Below are 17,250 nucleotides of genomic sequence, written 5' to 3'. Positions count from 1 at the left end.
ACGCATTTATTTACATTTTTTTATGCTTTCCATAAACCATTTCTTAAATTCAGCACCATTTATATCTAAACAAACTTTTGCATTGCTTTCCTGGTTCAAATAGCCTTTTAAATCAACAACAGTTGTACCTTTGGTTAGTTCTCCATTCAGCTCTATATCCACAAAGGTATCAACCGTTTCAAATAAATCTGGTTTTAAAAGATAGGCTATGGCACAGCTATCATACATTTTTAGACCTTTGTTAAAACTGCCGCCTCTATACTTTTTAAATAAATGATAAATCATATTACCTGTGTCATTCATATCTTTTAATAATTCACTATCCTCTGGATAAACTAATGCTTTTAGACCTACATCAAGTCCCGCCATCACTATTGGTAAACCACTTAAGAATACGATTTTCGCTGCTTCTGGATCCGCATATATGTTAAACTCAGCCATAACAGAAACGTTTCCACGACCTGTTGATCCACCCATTAAAACAATTTCATTTATATTCTCTTTCACTTCAGGATATAGTTTTAAAAGCAATGCTATATTTGTTAAAGGACCAATTGGAACAAGAGTAATCTTCTCATTGCTATTCATAATTTCTTTATACATAGCATTCACAGCATGCTCGTCCAATAACAAGCTATTATCAGGTTCTTCAAAGATATAACCATCCATTCCTGTTTCACCATGAACATTGCTTGCATCCACTGGTTCTGCTATTAGAGGTTTTTCGGCTCCCTTAGCAACAGGAACTTCTTTATCAAAAAATTGAAGAAGACGAAGCGTATTATAAGTTACTTTTTCAAGATTTACGTTACCGTTAACTGTCGTGATCAATCGAACATCTAATTCATCACTAAACAAAGCTATAGCTAATGCAACTGCGTCATCAATTCCTGGATCAGTGTCGATTATGATAGATTTTTTAGTCATTTCATTTCCTCCTGAAAATTTCGAATTTATTTATTGAATATCGTTTTAAGCTTTTACTTTTTCTATAAATCTTGTAACATCTTTTCTCATTGGCATACCTCCCTGTGCTCCAAGTCTCCCTATTGATAAGGCTGCAGCGGCATTTGCAAAATGCACAGACTCATCAATCGATTTCGTTCTACCAAGTTCTGTTGCTAGTGCCCCGTTAAATGTGTCACCGGCTCCAGTTGTATCTTTTACATGTACTTGATATGCTGGAATGGTTTCAAGTACACCAGAAGATGCTACAAACTGAACTCCTTGTTCTCCTTTGGTGACAATCATTTTGTTTTTAATTGATTCAAATAATGGCATGTTAGTCATTGATAAAAACTCAACCTCATTCGGCGTTAAGTAAGTTACCTTTTTTAATATATCTTCTGGTATTTCATGAAAAGGAGCTGGGTTGATGATGACTGGAATCTGATGTTTGTACGCAAAATCAACTGTAAATTGCACTGTCTCCATTGGTATTTCAAATTGTAAAAGTATCACATCACTAGCTAAAAGCAACTCGTGAGAGTCATTTACTATTTCAGGTGTCAATTTAGCATTAGCGCCTGAAGATACAAGAATTCGGTTATCATTCTCTGATAAAATAATCGTAGCAATTCCAGTTGATATGTTAGGAATCACTTGAATACCTTCTTGATCTATACCTTCTGATTGAAAGTGAGTTAAAAGACTTCTGCCGAAAGTATCGTCACCGACAGCACCAATTATTGATACATTTGCACCTAGCCTAGCAGCTGCAATTGCTTGATTAGCTCCCTTTCCTCCCGGATAAGTTTTAAAGCTTTCCCCTAAAACGGTTTCTCCTTGTTTAGGCATTTTTTTCGTTGTGGTAACCATGTCCATGTTAATACTGCCAACAACACAGACACGAGGATGTTTATTCATTCCTTCAACCTCTTTTCCCGCGTGGATTCCCGTATAATTAGTTGAACTTGATGTTCTTCTGATTGAATTACTGTTCCTGGTTTTTCAATTTTCTCAAGAAGTATTTCAGCCGCTCTTTTCCCAATATGATAAATTGGCTGCGCCATAGTTGTTAAAGCCGGAGATGTCGTTTCACCTAACTTGATACCATCAAAACTTATAACCGATAATTCATCTGGTACCTTGATTTTTAATGAGGCAGCAGCCTTTAACACACCCACTGCCATTAAGTCATTTGCTACAAAAATCCCATCTATATTAGGGTTATCCTTCAATAATGTTTTCGTTACTTTATAGGCTTCATCAATTGAATAGTTTCCTGCGCGGATGAAACTATTTGAAAACCACTTCTCTTCTTGTACTTCATTTAAGTAACCTTCCATTCGGCTTCTAGCACTACTTGCACTATCGGGCCCAGCAATATGGGCAATGCGCTTACAACCTAGCTCTTTCATATATCCAACCGCTTGTCTTGCACCTTCCCGATTGTTTACGGTAACAGAAATTAAATCAGACCTTGTTTTTCTATCAAGAGATATAATTGGAACTTTAGTATCTTTAATTTGACTTGCCGTCATCGTATTTGATACTAGAATCATTCCATCAATTGATTTTTGTAAAAGGGCATTCATATAAGCCATTTCTTTTTTATTATCATTATCTGTATTACATAAAATGAATGTATACCCATGTTTATTAGTAATGTCCTCTACTGCTCTAGCTAGTTCTGGAAAAAATGGATTCATAATATCAGGAACAAATAAAGCAATCATTTTCGATTTACCTTTAAAAAGACTACGTGCAACATCATTTGGCCGATAATCTAATTCCTCTATTACTTCTTCCACTTTTTGCTTTGTCTTTACATTTACATATCCACTTTCATTAATAACTCGTGAAACTGTAGCGACAGAAACCTTTGCCAACTTGGCAACATCCCTTATTGTTGACATAAGAAAAACCACCTTCGCGTTTATGTAACGGGTTACATAACACTAAAAAAATAAAATAGTTCACATATTGTTCTTAAAAACAAGGTCAATATGTAACCCATTACATATATGATAAAACGATTTCATTTTAATGTCAATAGTTAATTTAAAAGATATTAAATACGAAGTACGAGTCTGATACTTAAAAATAAAGTGTTTTTGAACTCTCTTCCCCTAGTCCATTACCTAAGTAACAACAACATCGATCACATCTATTTCCACTGTTAATTTTCTGCGATTATCAGATTATTAAAGTACGATTTCTTCATAATGTTTACTGTCTAGAAGAAACGGATGCTCGTATCCTCGTTCTAGTAAAATACTTTGCGGATGACTGGAGATAGTTCCCGATTTTTACTTCACTCCCCAGTAAAATCAAACGGAGTACCACTTACATCTACATTTCCAGGGTAACCTTCTCCCCATCTGGTCTTAGATAATGGAGTGCCACTCCTACTTCATCTTCCTTTTAAAAATGTGGCCTCCCAAACGACACGATTAAATCATTTGTACCGTGCCCACCATAAATATGATTGTTTTAGTTTGATTAACCAGTTCAAATTGTGCAACCTTTATCCTTCCGCCCACTCGACCACAATGGCCCAGAGGTATAAAGTATCATTTATACTAGATATCACCGATAAATAAGATTCAATTTTAAAAATGGTCGGAGTATGAATCCAACTCCGACCGAATATAGATCTCTTGTTTTTTATATTTCTCCCACTAACCTCAAAGTTCTATTTACGCACTATTACGCTTCGCTTGTTTTCTTTCTCCGATTTTCTCAATTTCTTCTAAAGTATATCCACGTGTTTCCGGAACTCGAACTTGGACGAAGAGAACTCCAAGTAAACAAATCACTCCAAAGATCGCGAAGACAGCTTCTTGAGGCATGGAAGCTGTCATAATTGGAAACATCAATCCAACTAAGAAAGAACCGAGCCAGTTAAATGATGATGCCAATCCTGATGCACGTCCCCGAATCATCAATGGGAATATTTCTCCTACAATAACCCATGTTAAAGGAGCCCATGTGAAGGAATAAAATGCTACATAAATACTTAGGAATACAACAATCATCATCGGATTTGTATTTGGAATCACAGCATTCAAAATTGCCGGAAAGATAAAAGACAGCCCCATAACTGTTCCACCCAATGTTAAGAGTGTACGACGCTTAAATTTATCAGCAATCACCAAGAATAGTAATGAACCTAAAACGAGAATAATTCCCTGAATAATTGGCCACATCAAAGCTGAACTCGCAGCACTTCCCGTTGCTTCTTCTACAATTAAAGGGATGTAATAAAATATTGCGTTCGCACCTTGGAATTGTTGAAATGCAGCAATACCCACTCCGGCGAAGAGTAAGTAACGATATTTACCGCTAAACATTGTACCCAATGAGGTCTGTTGGCTTGCCAGTCTTTCTCGTTCGGCCATCTCCTGAATTTGTTTTATTTCAGTTTCGATTTTATCTTTAGGACGAATATAGCTCAGCACTGTACGTGCCTCAGCAAGTTTATTATTTTTAATTAAAAAGCGTGGTGATTCAGGTAATTTTAATACACCAATAAATAAAATCACAGCAGGTACTGCTGCCATAGCGAGCATGGAACGCCATGCTATAGTTGTTGATAGCCCACTCAAGAAATAATCAACAATATATGAAAGTAGCATTCCAGAAACAATCATTGTTTGATTGATGCCTGACAACCGTCCTCGTAAATGCGCTGGAGCCATTTCCGACATATAAGCGGGAACCAATGCAGATGCAGCACCAACCGCCATACCTAAGAAAATACGAACAGCAATTAAATAGTAATGCCCATCAGGAGGTGCTATCCCAGACAGAAGAGAGCCAATAACAAATACGACAGCAGAGATTAAGATCATCTTGCGTCTTCCTAAACGATCTGAAAGCTGGCCAGCCATAGCTCCTCCAAAAATCGCACCAAGCATAATCGAAGAGGTAATCCAGCCAATTACTACAGCACTTTCAAGTCCCCAATCTTGTTGTAGAAAAGGTAAAGCCCCTGTCATAACACCTATATCATATCCAAATAATATCCCACCAAAAGCCCCAAAGAAATATATAAACCGACTTGAAACTTTCTTTTCTTTAACCATTTAAAGTCCCCTCCCTCAAGGGTTTAAAACTCATTTTATAAGTATAATGTTATTTCATTTCCATCTATTAAACGCTTTCAAATTGCATGAATTAGAAGATTGCGTTTACAAATAATAAAACCTAATATACAATTTTTACGTATTTTTACCTCCAAGAAAGCAGAATTCCCTTAGAGGATCAATACATTACTTAATTACTACATATTCCAGACCAACAAGTTTTGCATAAGATATAATTTGATCCGTTGTTAATTTCAGTGAAACAACCGTGTGGTGTCCACCGCCATTTTCAATCCAAGCTTTAACACCATCTTGGAAATTAGGTAATACTTCCCAAAGGACACGTGCTACTGGTAGATTTGGAGCTTCTGTTGTTGGTTCAAATGCAGAAACCTCATTGATTAATAGTTTGAAATGTGTTCCAAAGTCAGCCATGGAAACAACTACACCGTCCCCTGCTTTACCATCAAATACTAAACGCGCAGGGTCTTCTCTGTCACCAATCCCCAAAGGTGAGACAACAATTTTTGGTTTGTTTTTTGCTAAAGTCGGGTCAACTTCTAGCATATGTGACTGCAGAATAGCTTCTTGCCCTTCTGCTAATTCATACGTGTAATCTTCCATAAATCCTGTCGATTTGTTATGGCTCATTACTTTTAACAATCGATCGAGTGCTGCTGTTTTCCAGTCACCTTCACCAGCAAAGCCATATCCCTGTGCCATTAATCGCTGAACTGCAAGACCAGGAAGCTGCTTCATCCCATATAGATCTTCAAAGTTAGAAGTAAAAGCAGTGTAACCTCCATCATCTAGGAAACGCTTAATCGCAATCTCATAGCTAGCTTGTACTCTTACACTAGACTCCCAATCTTCCTTACTATACGCCCCATAATCAAAATCATAGAGTTCTTCATACTTTGCTAATAGAGCATCAATTTCTCCTTCCTTAACAGCATCGACATATTGAACCAAGTCTCCAATCGCAAAATAGTCAACAGTCCAACCAAATTGAATTTGTGCTTCAATCTTATCGCCATCGGTAACGGCAACATTACGCATGTTATCACCGAAACGAGCAACCTTGATATTGAAACTTTCGTTATAAGCTACTGCCACATCCATCCAGTCTGCGATTCCCTGTTTCACTTCTGGTCGGTCCCAGTAGCCAACAACAACTTTATTCTGTTTATTTAAACGAGCATTGATAAATCCATACTCACGATCCCCATGAGCAGATTGGTTCAAATTCATAAAGTCCATGTCAATCGTTTTCCATGGAATACTTTCATTAAATTGCGTCGCTAAATGAAGCAATGGTTTTTGCAATAATTTCGTACCACGAATCCACATTTTTGCAGGTGAGAATGTATGCATCCATGTAATAACACCAGCAACTTCATCACGATAGTTAACTTCCTTCATGATATTTGTAATTTTTTCTGTATTTACTGCTAATTCTTGTAACTTTATTGGATAAGGCAGAACACCGCTTTCATTTAATGCATCCGTTATCTTTTGTGCATTTGCTTTAACCTCTTGCAGCGCCTCTTCACCATATAATTGTTGTGAACCTACTACAAACCAAAATTCTCTTTTCATTAATGTTGGCATAATGATCCTCTTTTCTTTGTTTAATATTTCTTCTTTGTAAAGCGTTGTTATTCTTGACCGTAGTACGCATCTTTTCCATGTTTTCTTAGATAATGTTTATCTAAAATACGTTGTGGCAATTCTTCAGCAAAACTATTTAACTGTCTTGTAAATAGATTCATCTTTGAAACTTCCTCAAGTACGACACTATTCATTACCGCTGACTGAACATTTTCCCCCCAAGTAAATGGAGCATGTCCATGAAGTAAAACACCAGGAACTGCGAATATATCTAGCCCGCGTTCTTCAAATGTTTCAATAATAACTTTTCCCGTTTCCACTTCATAGCCTCGGTCAATCTCTTCTTGTGTTAAAAAGCGGGCACATGGGACAGAACCATAAAATGTGTCTGCATGCGTCGTTCCCATTGCCGGAACATCAAGACCTGCTTGTGCCCAAATCGTCGCCCAGGTGGAATGTGTATGAACAATGCCACCAATTTCAGGATAATGTTTATAAAGAACAGCGTGTGTTGCTGTATCTGACGATGGATTTAGATCACCTTCCACAACATTCCCATCTAAATCAACAACTACCATGTCACTTGCTTTCATCGTGTCGTAGTCAACACCACTCGGTTTAATAACAAATAAACCACTTTCACGATCAAAGGCACTTACATTACCCCATGTATATTTCACAAGACCATGTTTAGGTAAGTCTAAATTCGCTTGAAACACTTCTTCTTTTAACTTTTCTAGCATCTTCATTCCTCCTGTTCACTTAAAATCAAATGATTTACAGCGGTCTCTTCAATGACTAAACCTTTTTTATAACGTTCGATAAATGCTTCAAATCCTTCAACGTCAAGTCGATCAGGATAAATTTCTTTACCGTTAACATCTTTAAATACTATTTTATCGAGGTAATCTTCTAAACTCTCATTTTCACTTTTTCCCCTCATATAAGAAGCAAGTATAGCCATTCCCCATGCTCCTCCTTCACCAGCTGTTTCCATTACAGAAACTGGAACATTCATTGCAGCTGCAACAATTTTTTGCCCAACAACAGGCGTTTTAAATAAGCCACCATGTGCTAAGATTCCGTCAATCGAAACATTTTCTTCTTTTGTTAAAATATCCATTCCTATTTTCAAGGCACCGAAGGCTGAGAATAGATGAGTTCGCATGAAATTTGCTAAATTAAAATTACTTTCCGGTGAGCGAACAAATAATGGTCGACCTTCTTCTAAGCCGGTTATATTTTCACCTGAGTAATACCCGTAACTGAGCAACCCACCGGCATCTGCGTCCGCTTCCAACGCTTTATTCAACAGCACTTCAAATAATTTATCTGTATCCACCTCTTGTCCCATTGCTTCCAAAAATTCGCGGAATAAGCCGATCCAAGCGTTAAGGTCACTTGAACAGTTGTTAACATGAACCATTGCCACCGGACTACCGTTTGGTGTAGTAACTAAGTCAATTTCTCGATGGACCTTTGAAAGTTCTTTCTCTAACACAATCATTGAAAAAACAGAAGTTCCTACTGAAACGTTTCCTGTACGCTTTCTCACGCTATTTGTTGCAACCATCCCTGTCCCTGCATCACCCTCCGGTGGACAAATCGGAACACCGGGTTGTAAGTTTCGTGAGCGGTCGAGAATCTTTGCTCCTACTTCAGTTAATTCTCCTGCTTGTTCACCAGCGAGAGAAACCTGCGGTAAGACATCTTTTAATGTCCATGGTAAGTCTTTATCCGCAATTAACTCGTCAAATTGCGTAACCATTGTTTCGTTATAATCTTTTGTTGCCTCATCGATTGGGAACATCCCTGAAGCATCTCCAATACCAAGAGTCTTTTCGCCAGAAAATAACCAATGCATAAATCCAGCTAAAGTTGTAATATAGTCAACTCGATTCAAATGTCTTTCTTCATTTAAGATTGCTTGGTATAGATGCGCAATGCTCCACCTTTCAGGGATATTGAATTGGAATAACTCCGTTAGTTCCTTCGCTGCGATACTGGTTGTTGTATTACGCCACGTACGAAACGGAACAAGAAGCTCACCCGTTTTGTCAAAAGCCATATATCCATGCATCATGGCAGAAAATCCAATAGAGCCGATTGTGCGAATCGTAATTCCAAAATCTCGTTCAACTTGTAATTTCATTTCACTGTAAGCTGCTTGTAAACCAGTAACAATATCTACCAAGTTGTACGTCCAAAATCCATCTTCTAAACGATTCTCCCACTCATAGCTCCCAGTTGCTATTGTTTGAAATTGATTATCAATCAATGCTGCTTTGATACGAGTGGATCCGAATTCGATACCAAGTGATGTCTCTCCCTTAGCAATCGCTTTCTGAATCTTTACTTGGGCTGTTTTCACTTTTAACCCCTTCCTGAAAGCCATTTCAAAAAATAAAAGAAGGCGCTTTCCTTTTTATTAAAATTTTATATTTTGTATTTTCATTTACAAATTCACTATAAATGCTGTACGTACCTTTGTCAATGTTTTATATTTTAGTACATACATATTTGCAGGAATCCTATTTAAATTGACAGCTACAAATTAAATTCTTTTAATTGCTTCAAAACTGTGCCAATATATGTATATGCACAGACGGCTTATATAAAAAAGCTAATTTGAAACGTGAACAGAAAAGGTAGTGAATGACATGAAACCAAAATATCAGTATCAAGTCATTATTGATGATATAAGAAGTAAAATCCTTTCAGGGGAGTACAGCGTATTAGAGAAGATACCAACTGAATCCGCTTTGCAAGAATTGTATAATGTAAGCAGACACACTGTAAGAAAGGCTATTTTAAAGCTATCGAATGAGGGTTTTTTAAGAAGCGAGAAAGGTTCTGGCACATACGTTAGTGACGATTATCAATCGAAATCTAGTGGAAAGTCCAATAATAGAACAATTGGGGTAATCACAACCTATATTTCTGATTATATTTTCCCGTCGATCATTCGTGGTATTGAAGGGAAACTAAATGAGCAAAATTACTCTTTACTATTAGCCAGTACAAATAATGATGTCGAACAAGAAAAAAAGGCATTAGAAATGATGCTCTCCTATGGCGTTGATGGTTTAATTATCGAACCAACAAAAAGCAATTTATTCAATCCCAATATTGCCTACTATCTTTCATTTAAAGAACAGGATATTCCCTTTATCATGATTAACGCTTATTATGAAGAACTCGACGTCCCTTATCTTAGTCTCGATGACGTGCAGTCTAGCTACCTCGCAACGAGTGAATTGATTTCTAAAGGACATAAACAAATTGGAGTTATTTCGAAAAAAGACGATTTACAAGGAAAGTTTCGGATGAAGGGATATATCAAAGCGCTTGGTGAAGCTAAATTACCATTCCAACCTGAATTTGTTTTTTCATATGATACAGAATCAAAACCAGATTTATACACTAATTTGATGGATTTTGTAGCAGAAAATAGAGGTATATTGACTTCAATTGTTTGTTATAACGATGAGGTAGGACTGGTCGTTGCAAATATATGCAGACAACTAGGTATTTCTATTCCAGAAGAATTATCCATTATTGGCCAAGATAATTCTTTTATTGCTAAAAATGCCCACATCAAACTAACAACTTTAACACACCCGCAAGAACAAATGGGCCGCGACGCAGCGGAATGGATTATAAAGAAATTGCAAGGTAACCAGAATCTGCTAAATGAATATTATTATCTACCAACACTTGTTGAAGGTGAAACAATAAAAAATTTAAAAAATGATCAAGAGGATTTGGCACCGATACAAGCGAAGTAATTAGGGGGCAGCCGCATTTGCCTTGCTCGTATGGATATTAAATACAATTATTAAAAATTAAGGTATATTTATTTACAAAAAATACTCCTATTGTAGAAGTAAGACCTTACTTGTTCCCAAATCCTCTACAAAGGAGTATCAAATGTTAAATAAAAGTATAGGCCAGAAACAGTTTCGACGCATAGGAAAAGACTACCTTGGTCAAATCATAGTATTCGCGTATAAACAAGATTTGTCAAAAAATCCATTAATGGAAGTGTTGAAAGAGCTAAAATTGACAGCTTGAAAAATGGATCTCAACTATTACACTACCCACGTGTCTTTTTTAGGGTTTGTAAACAAAAATCCCAAGAGTCATGTAACAGTAGTATATTTCAACCTTATCAAAAAAACGGTGATATTTTAAAACCTACATTCCCAGAGATAAGTTTTATTACTATTCAAGGGTGGCGTTGTAATAAAATTTAAATTTGCTACCCGCATCATTTCGAACAATGATGCTGCCATCTATATTAAAGCTGTCTTTTCTTTTTCCTCTTGTAGCAACTCCCTTTCATGAAATATACAAAATAACCATCCTATTTTGCTTCTATGCCCGGATACTTTATTAACTTCATATCATTAAAGCCCGCGATACCAAGTGGATATTTTGGTCGACCTTTATTTGTGATACCAAAGCACATTAACTCATGTCCTTTTAGGATCTTAAGTACCTCTTTGTCCCTACCATGGATGCCACCGTCGTTTCCCCAAGCAACAATTGTTAAATCAGCTAACTCAACTGCATCTAAAATAAATTGATTATTCCCTTTACCAACAATATCTATTTTATGCATTGAGGTCTTTAGCTCCTTGGAACGTATCGTACGATAAGCAAATAGATTAACAAACTCTATAGCCCCATAATCTCTATCCATTAAATAGTTAATCACCCGTACTGCGGTAGGTCCTTGCTTCAGATGATCATTGGGATTGGGGTTTATCATTATCATTGTGGCCTTAGGCTTTTTATCATTCCAAATCCTTTTAACGCTAAATCGATATGCTTCACTCTTATCAAAAATTGCTTCCGTTTTAATTTCTGCATTTTTTATTATGTAATCTGTCCCAAATGACTTTTCGTCCACTAAAATTCTCCTTTTTCTACCCTAGCAATATTTTATGTGTTTTTAAAATAGATTTGATGGATTGTTATCCTTTTGTCCCTCCCTAAGCACCATGATACGAATATTGTTTGCTATCATCTTATTTGTTTGACACATCAAGGTAATAAAGTAACCCATTTTTAACTTCTATCGACATATTGTTGATGTATAATATACTAAACTTAAATCAACATATCCCAGTCACAGTTTTAGACAGAAGCGGATTTCTATCTTTACCGGGACCAATTACCGTATTTGGTCCTCTTCTCATTCCACCATAGGGTCTGTAAATAGTGACAATAAGCCTTAAAACCTAGCTCCAATTCGAATCAAAAAAAAGAGCTATCCAAAAAGCTGATCAATTACCGAAACGAGTTAAAGCATTAACCGAAAATTTTGCTAATTAACGAAGATTTTATAAGTATCTACAACAGAGGATAAATATAATATGCTGATGGATAAAGTACAACGTTTCTGATGCGTATCACACATTGAATGCAGGAAACCTATGTCACAACTAGGAGATATATAATGCGGAAGTTGTTAAAGGAATATCATCCAGAACTATTAAACGAATATGATTACAATAAAAACGAAAAAAATTTACTCGAAACTCTGACGACAGGCTCTGGTCGGAAAGTTTGGTGGATTTGTAAAGAAGGTCATCCATCATATAAAGCTTCATGTCCTAATAGGGTTAATAATAATAGCGGTTGTCCATATTGCTCCAATTCAAAGGTATATGAGGGAAATTCATTAGCTACCCTTTCACCAGACATTGCAGCTGAGTGGAATTATGAAAAAAATGGAAATTTGACACCTAATGATGTTACTAATGGTTCCGGCAAAAAGGTTTGGTGGTCATGTAAATATGGGCACCAATGGAAAGCTATTATAAACCCTCGTACTAAACGCGGCGTTGGGTGTCCTGAATGCTTTAAAAGAACGAATACATCTTTTTCTGAGCAAAGCATTCTTTATTATCTTCAACAAGTATTTCCTAATGTCAAAAACCGAAAAAAAGTACGTATCCATGGGGAGATATTTGAGGCTGATGTTTATATAATGGATTCAAATATAGCTATAGAATACGATGGTGGAAGAACACACAAAAATAAGTTTTATAAAGATCTAAAAAAACGAATATCTTTTCAAAACGCAGGAATCAGAATTATCAACGTTCGTGAAGGTGAATTACCTTCTTTAACTAAAAATCACAAAGATGAACTAATTATTGAAAACGGTAGAAAAATAAACGATAAAAATAGGACTCAAATGATTAAAAGATTGATGGCACTCCTAAATATAAATTACTCATTAGAAATCGACGTAGCTAAAAACCGAGGTCAGATTTTAGAGATGTACCATCGCGCTAGAGCAAAAAATAACATTCTGCAAAAATCCCCAAAAATAGCAGCACAATGGCATCCCACTAAAAATGGAAATTTAAGACCCGAATACTTTCCTTTCGGATCTAAAGAAAAAGTTTGGTGGTTAGGAACATGCGGTCATGAATGGAAAGCTGTTATTTATACACGAACAAAGATGAGGTATGGGTGCCCGTTTTGCCGAAATCTCTACGTAGATGAAACTAATTCATTAGAAAGTTTAAATCCAGAAATGCTTAAGTTTTGGGATTTTGATAAAAATAGTAACGATGAAATGTATCCTTGTCAAGTTGTACCTAGTTCACCTAAAGAAGTTTGGTGGATATGTTCCAAGGGACATTCTTTTAAAAGCGGAATAAGGGTAAGATTAGCAAGTAAACATGAAGGTTGCCCTTATTGCATTGGTCGAAAAGTTAGTATAGAAAATTCATTAGGCACCAAGCGCCCGTGGATATTTCAATACTGGGATTCTGAAAAAAATCAAAAAACTCCTTGTGAATTCACTGCAAAGTCTGAGTCAAATGTATTTTGGAGATGTAAAAAATGTAATCACACATGGCAAGAACGAATTGATTATATCGAAAGAAAGAAATCTTATAAATGCCCTAATTGTGAAATTAAAAATATCAAACCTAAAATACCCTGTGATGGGGATCCGGATAGGTTTTTAAAAGATTATCCAACTTTTTTTAACGAGTGGCAATTCAAGAAAAATAGACATTTAGATATTGATACGCTATTATGTGGCAGTAAAGAAAGTGCTTGGTGGAGATGTAACGAAGGACATGAATGGTATAAACAAATCGACCGACGAACAAAACGATTTAAAGACTGCCCAAGATGTTATTCGAAAACAACCATAAAAAATCCAATTTCAAGGAATCAAAGGCTAATGCAATATTGGGATTTTGATTCAAATGTTTATGACCCTAGTGATATAGGAATTTATTCTTCTCTAAAGCTACATTGGAATTGTGAAAAAAACCATCGGTGGATACAGTCACTTGAAATCAAAGTTACGTGTTTAGAGTGCAGTGAAATTAATTTAAGGCAGAAAAACAAAAAACTATTACGGTTACATGCGGATATATTTCAAGAATGGGACTTTAAAAAGAATAAAAATATAGATTTAGAACTATTAAAAATGGGGACCCATAAAAAATATTTTTGGAAATGTAAAAAGATTCCAGAACATATATGGGAAAGCACTATTTATAATCGAATTGGTCTAAATAAAAATGGTTGCCCCTATTGCGCTGGCAAAAAACAGGGTTCTGAAAATCTACTTCAAAATTCGCGACATGATCTTTTAAAGTACTGGGATTTCGAAAAAAATAAGGATACACCATTAGATGTTCTTGTTGGCTCTGGAAAAAGAAGATTTTGGAGATGTCCTAATTGTCAATATTCATGGGAAAACCGAATTGATAGTGTAACAAAGAGAAAATATATTTGTCCGTCTTGCAAAAGTAAATAAACAGGTTTATTGGCATAGAGGATTACAGCAATCTAGTGGTCCTTATCAACTGTGAGCAATGCTGCAAATGTCTTTGATTACTGCCAGCATCTGTTACCAGTATTTGACAAGCAATTTATCAAGTGATGCTAGCCACTTACCACACAGTAAAAAGGGCACTCTACTTTGCCCGAATTAGTGCAATTTCGGTAGTCTGCCACCATCGACTTAACTTTTGTTCGTGTGGTGCAATTATCGCAGGTGCGGCATTAATAATGCCTAAGAGGCACATCTGCTCAAACATGATAACACGGACAAGTCGTTTTCGCCGAAATCGGCGCTACAGTCAATGACAGGCAGCACCGCTGTGGCTCTATTTTCCGCAATCGGTGGCTAAAATCTATGTATAAATGGCTAAAATCATCCGCAATATTCACGTAGTTTTAAGAATAATCCAAACAATTAATAACAATAGTCCAAATCGGTACCGACCCCTGAAAGTTAGAGTAAAAAATTCTAACCTTCAGGGGTGTTTTCATGGCCAAATATAGTGAAGCATTTAAAATAAAACTTGTCACCGAGTATTTACATGGGGGTCTTGGATATACATTGTTGGCGAAAAAATATCATATGCCTAGTGATACACCATTAAAAAACTGGGTGAAATCCTATAAGGAACAGGGCATGAAGGGGTTGAAGCGAAGAAAAACGAAAGAGGCGTATACTGTTCAATTTAAATTAGATGCGGTACAATTTATGTTAGAAACAGGTGCTTCTTATTTAAAACTGCTGTTCAATTTCATTTGTACAACCCTTCCTTAATTGAACGTTGGTTGAAAGCATTTCATGAACAAGGAATAGAGGGCCTGAAACCAAAATCAAAGGGGCGACCTTCTATGTCTAAGAAACCCAATAAACCAAAGAAAAAAGAAGAGACAAAGTTAACACGCGAAGAAGAATTAGAACGCGAGAATGAATTATTGCGACTGGAAAATGCATACCTAAAAAAGTTGAGAGCTTTTCGGGAGAATCCAAATGCCTTCCACGAAAAGCATAAGCAAAAGTGGCATTCGAGCTCAAAGAAGGAGGATTTCGATTAAAAGATGTTCTCCTCGTTGTGGGCATTCCGGAAGCAACCTATCACTATCATGTGAAGCAATTTGGCAGAGAAAATCCGGACACAGCATTAAAAAACATCATTACAGATCTATTTAAAAAGTTCCATGAGCGTTATGGCTATAAACGGATCACGAGGGAATTAAAGAACCTAGGATATGATATCAACCATAAAAATGTGTATCGGATTATGCGGGAACTGGGATTAAAATGTGTGAAATTCATGCGAAAATCTCGTAAATATAATTCCTATAAGGGGAACGTTGGGAAAGTAGCAAAAAACCGATTATCCCGCCGTTTTAGCACACCTATCCCGCTTCAAAAGTTAGTAACCGACATTACAGAATTCAAATGTCTAGGCGAAAAGAAGTTATATTTAAATCCCATTCTTGACCTTTATAATGGTGAAATTATTGCTTATGAAATCAAGGAACGTCCAAACATCAGATCTTGTCATGAAACCTTTAAAAGAAACCATAGAGATAATAAAGAATCGTGCGACCTATCGCACCACCATCCATTCAGACCAAGGCTGGCACTATCAGCATAATCAATGGGTGAAGACATTAAAACAAAATAAAGTATTCCAGAGCATGTCACGTAAAGCAACCTGTGCAGACAATGCTTCGATGGAGAATTTCTTTGGCATTTTAAAGCAAGAAATGTATTATGGGGAAGCATTAGTAAGCTATGAAGAATTAAAAAGACGGATTGAAAAATATATCCACTGGTACAACCATGAACGATCAAAAGAAAAATTGGCTGGATTAAGTCCAGTAGCATACCGAACTCAATCCAGCCAATCAGCTTCATAATATAAACTCTAATTTTTGGGGGTAACCACCATCTAAAAAATAGGTATGGACTATTTTACACTTACACATCTCTAATCATATTCCTGGAATGACCATTACTTGAAGCTATCCCCTTTGCGTGACTTCTTTTGTATGAAGCCTTAATATTTCCTAATATCTAATCACAAAAGCCTCCTGTGTAATGAATTTTCACTCAAGTGCTTCTTCAGTATACAGGAGGGTGGATCAGCTATGTCTGAAATCGATCAAGATTATGATTATGACAGAGTCAAAAAGATGGCACAACGATTTAACATGTTTAACTAATCTTTTTTAGTTCGTTTTTTATTTCTTTATCTTTAATTATTATATTATCATAATGCTCGTCAATTAATTCAATAACTTTTAAAAGATTTCTTTTTAGAATATTATCAAACATTTCTATCATCTTCATCTCATTTGTTATCGCCACTGGACCTTTGTATTCTTTTATATTCTGAATGATTTCATTCAGTTGTTCGAAGGTTTGGCTAATTACTCCAAGATCATTAAACAGCACAGGATCGTTTTTAATTTTTTTAGGAAGGCTAAACATTACTTTGTTGAAAAAACCTGTTTGAAAAAAAGGTATTATGTCAGCTAGGTAATAATCTTCTCCCCGCTGTATTATTTTTAATTCCTTTTGTACTTGATCTAACCATCGTTTTGCTAGTGAATAATTTGAGGTTATTTCTTCCCTCACCGTATACCATATAACATTATTTTGTTTCTTTTTATCTCTCCAACTAAAAAACCACGTTATCAAAAATGTTAAAGCCGCACCTACTATGAACTGCCCCCTGTCAAGTAGACAGTGGAAATAATAAAATAATTTAGGCGGCCATAGTCCTATATTCTATAGGGCTGTGGCCATTTAATTTGT

15 protein-coding genes are annotated in these 17,250 nt (G+C 36.1%); 6 read left to right on the top strand and 9 right to left on the bottom strand.

The genetic code is table 11. The features are described 5' to 3' along the window. Positions 1-6: 6 nt before the first annotated feature. From rihC to JOC34_RS06525, 7 genes are all read right to left on the bottom strand, one after another. Complete coding sequence (rihC, locus tag JOC34_RS06555) at positions 7-927, bottom strand: ribonucleoside hydrolase RihC (protein ID WP_205135962.1); 921 nt, start codon at positions 925-927, stop codon at positions 7-9. A gap of 45 nt (positions 928-972) precedes the next feature. Beyond that, the gene (gene rbsK / locus JOC34_RS06550; RefSeq protein WP_205135961.1) at positions 973-1,866 is read right to left on the bottom strand and encodes a ribokinase; all 894 of its coding nucleotides are present in this window, start codon (positions 1,864-1,866) and stop codon (positions 973-975) included. Beyond that, on the bottom strand, positions 1,863-2,858 hold the full coding sequence (locus JOC34_RS06545) for a LacI family DNA-binding transcriptional regulator (protein ID WP_205135960.1): 996 nt from the start codon (positions 2,856-2,858) through the stop codon (positions 1,863-1,865). The genes rbsK and JOC34_RS06545 overlap by 4 nt, the downstream gene beginning before the upstream one ends. Positions 2,859-3,641: 783 nt before the next feature. Further along, on the bottom strand, positions 3,642-5,030 hold the full coding sequence (locus JOC34_RS06540) for a sugar porter family MFS transporter (RefSeq protein WP_205135959.1): 1,389 nt from the start codon (positions 5,028-5,030) through the stop codon (positions 3,642-3,644). A 186-nt stretch (positions 5,031-5,216) separates the two neighbouring features. Next, on the bottom strand, positions 5,217-6,641 hold the full coding sequence (gene araA, locus JOC34_RS06535; RefSeq protein ID WP_205135958.1) for an L-arabinose isomerase: 1,425 nt from the start codon (positions 6,639-6,641) through the stop codon (positions 5,217-5,219). Between the two features lie 47 nt (positions 6,642-6,688). Then, entirely contained in the window at positions 6,689-7,384 is a 696-nt protein-coding gene (locus JOC34_RS06530; protein WP_205135957.1) for an L-ribulose-5-phosphate 4-epimerase, read from the bottom strand. Positions 7,385-7,386: 2 nt separating this feature from the next. Beyond that, on the bottom strand, positions 7,387-9,012 hold the full coding sequence (locus JOC34_RS06525) for an FGGY-family carbohydrate kinase (protein ID WP_205135956.1): 1,626 nt from the start codon (positions 9,010-9,012) through the stop codon (positions 7,387-7,389). Between the two features lie 289 nt (positions 9,013-9,301). On the opposite strand from JOC34_RS06525, the gene JOC34_RS06520 reads away from it, so the two are divergent. After that, positions 9,302-10,429, top strand: coding sequence for a GntR family transcriptional regulator (locus tag JOC34_RS06520; RefSeq protein WP_205135955.1), 1,128 nt, complete (start codon positions 9,302-9,304; stop codon positions 10,427-10,429). 578 nt (positions 10,430-11,007) lie between these two features. On the opposite strand, the gene JOC34_RS06515 is transcribed toward JOC34_RS06520, so the two are convergent. Beyond that, positions 11,008-11,556, bottom strand: coding sequence for a DUF1643 domain-containing protein (locus JOC34_RS06515; RefSeq protein ID WP_205135954.1), 549 nt, complete (start codon positions 11,554-11,556; stop codon positions 11,008-11,010). A 549-nt stretch (positions 11,557-12,105) separates the two neighbouring features. Between JOC34_RS06515 and JOC34_RS06510 the strand changes: the two genes are divergently transcribed. From JOC34_RS06510 to JOC34_RS21690, 5 genes are all read left to right on the top strand, one after another. Beyond that, on the top strand, positions 12,106-14,439 hold the full coding sequence (locus JOC34_RS06510) for a zinc-ribbon domain-containing protein (protein ID WP_205135953.1): 2,334 nt from the start codon (positions 12,106-12,108) through the stop codon (positions 14,437-14,439). 516 nt (positions 14,440-14,955) lie between these two features. Next, positions 14,956-15,240, top strand: coding sequence for a transposase (locus JOC34_RS06505; protein WP_205135952.1), 285 nt, complete (start codon positions 14,956-14,958; stop codon positions 15,238-15,240). Positions 15,241-15,314: 74 nt separating this feature from the next. After that, positions 15,315-15,518: a hypothetical protein gene (locus JOC34_RS06500; RefSeq protein ID WP_239544162.1), complete on the top strand. Its 204-nt coding sequence runs from the start codon at positions 15,315-15,317 to the stop codon at positions 15,516-15,518. Next, positions 15,482-16,084: an IS3 family transposase gene (locus JOC34_RS06495; protein ID WP_205135950.1), complete on the top strand. Its 603-nt coding sequence runs from the start codon at positions 15,482-15,484 to the stop codon at positions 16,082-16,084. Before JOC34_RS06500 ends, JOC34_RS06495 begins: the two co-directional genes overlap by 37 nt. A gap of 7 nt (positions 16,085-16,091) precedes the next feature. Continuing rightward, a complete protein-coding gene (locus tag JOC34_RS21690; protein WP_338062647.1) occupies positions 16,092-16,349 on the top strand; it encodes an IS3 family transposase in 258 nt (85 codons plus the stop codon). 298 nt (positions 16,350-16,647) lie between these two features. Here JOC34_RS21690 and JOC34_RS06485 read toward each other — a convergent pair whose 3' ends face one another. Next, entirely contained in the window at positions 16,648-17,133 is a 486-nt protein-coding gene (locus JOC34_RS06485; RefSeq protein WP_205135948.1) for a hypothetical protein, read from the bottom strand. Positions 17,134-17,250: the final 117 nt, after the last annotated feature.

The sequence above is a fragment of the Virgibacillus halotolerans genome (assembly GCF_016908515.1).
In the GTDB taxonomy this organism is placed as follows: Bacteria; Bacillota; Bacilli; order Bacillales; family Amphibacillaceae; genus Virgibacillus_M; species Virgibacillus_M halotolerans.
This window is presented reverse-complemented; position numbering and strand designations above follow the sequence as displayed.

Excerpts from the sequence above, each read along its gene's own strand:
- rihC (WP_205135962.1), bottom strand. The coding sequence starts at position 927 with ATGACTAAAAAATCTATCATAATCGACACTGATCCAGGAATTGATGAC.
- rbsK (WP_205135961.1), bottom strand. The coding sequence starts at position 1,866 with ATGAATAAACATCCTCGTGTCTGTGTTGTTGGCAGTATTAACATGGAC.
- JOC34_RS06545 (WP_205135960.1), bottom strand. The coding sequence starts at position 2,858 with ATGTCAACAATAAGGGATGTTGCCAAGTTGGCAAAGGTTTCTGTCGCT.
- JOC34_RS06540 (WP_205135959.1), bottom strand. The coding sequence starts at position 5,030 with ATGGTTAAAGAAAAGAAAGTTTCAAGTCGGTTTATATATTTCTTTGGG.
- araA (WP_205135958.1), bottom strand. The coding sequence starts at position 6,641 with ATGCCAACATTAATGAAAAGAGAATTTTGGTTTGTAGTAGGTTCACAA.
- JOC34_RS06530 (WP_205135957.1), bottom strand. The coding sequence starts at position 7,384 with ATGCTAGAAAAGTTAAAAGAAGAAGTGTTTCAAGCGAATTTAGACTTA.
- JOC34_RS06520 (WP_205135955.1), top strand. The coding sequence starts at position 9,302 with ATGAAACCAAAATATCAGTATCAAGTCATTATTGATGATATAAGAAGT.
- JOC34_RS06510 (WP_205135953.1), top strand. The coding sequence starts at position 12,106 with ATGCGGAAGTTGTTAAAGGAATATCATCCAGAACTATTAAACGAATAT.
- JOC34_RS06505 (WP_205135952.1), top strand. The coding sequence starts at position 14,956 with ATGGCCAAATATAGTGAAGCATTTAAAATAAAACTTGTCACCGAGTAT.
- JOC34_RS06500 (WP_239544162.1), top strand. The coding sequence starts at position 15,315 with ATGTCTAAGAAACCCAATAAACCAAAGAAAAAAGAAGAGACAAAGTTA.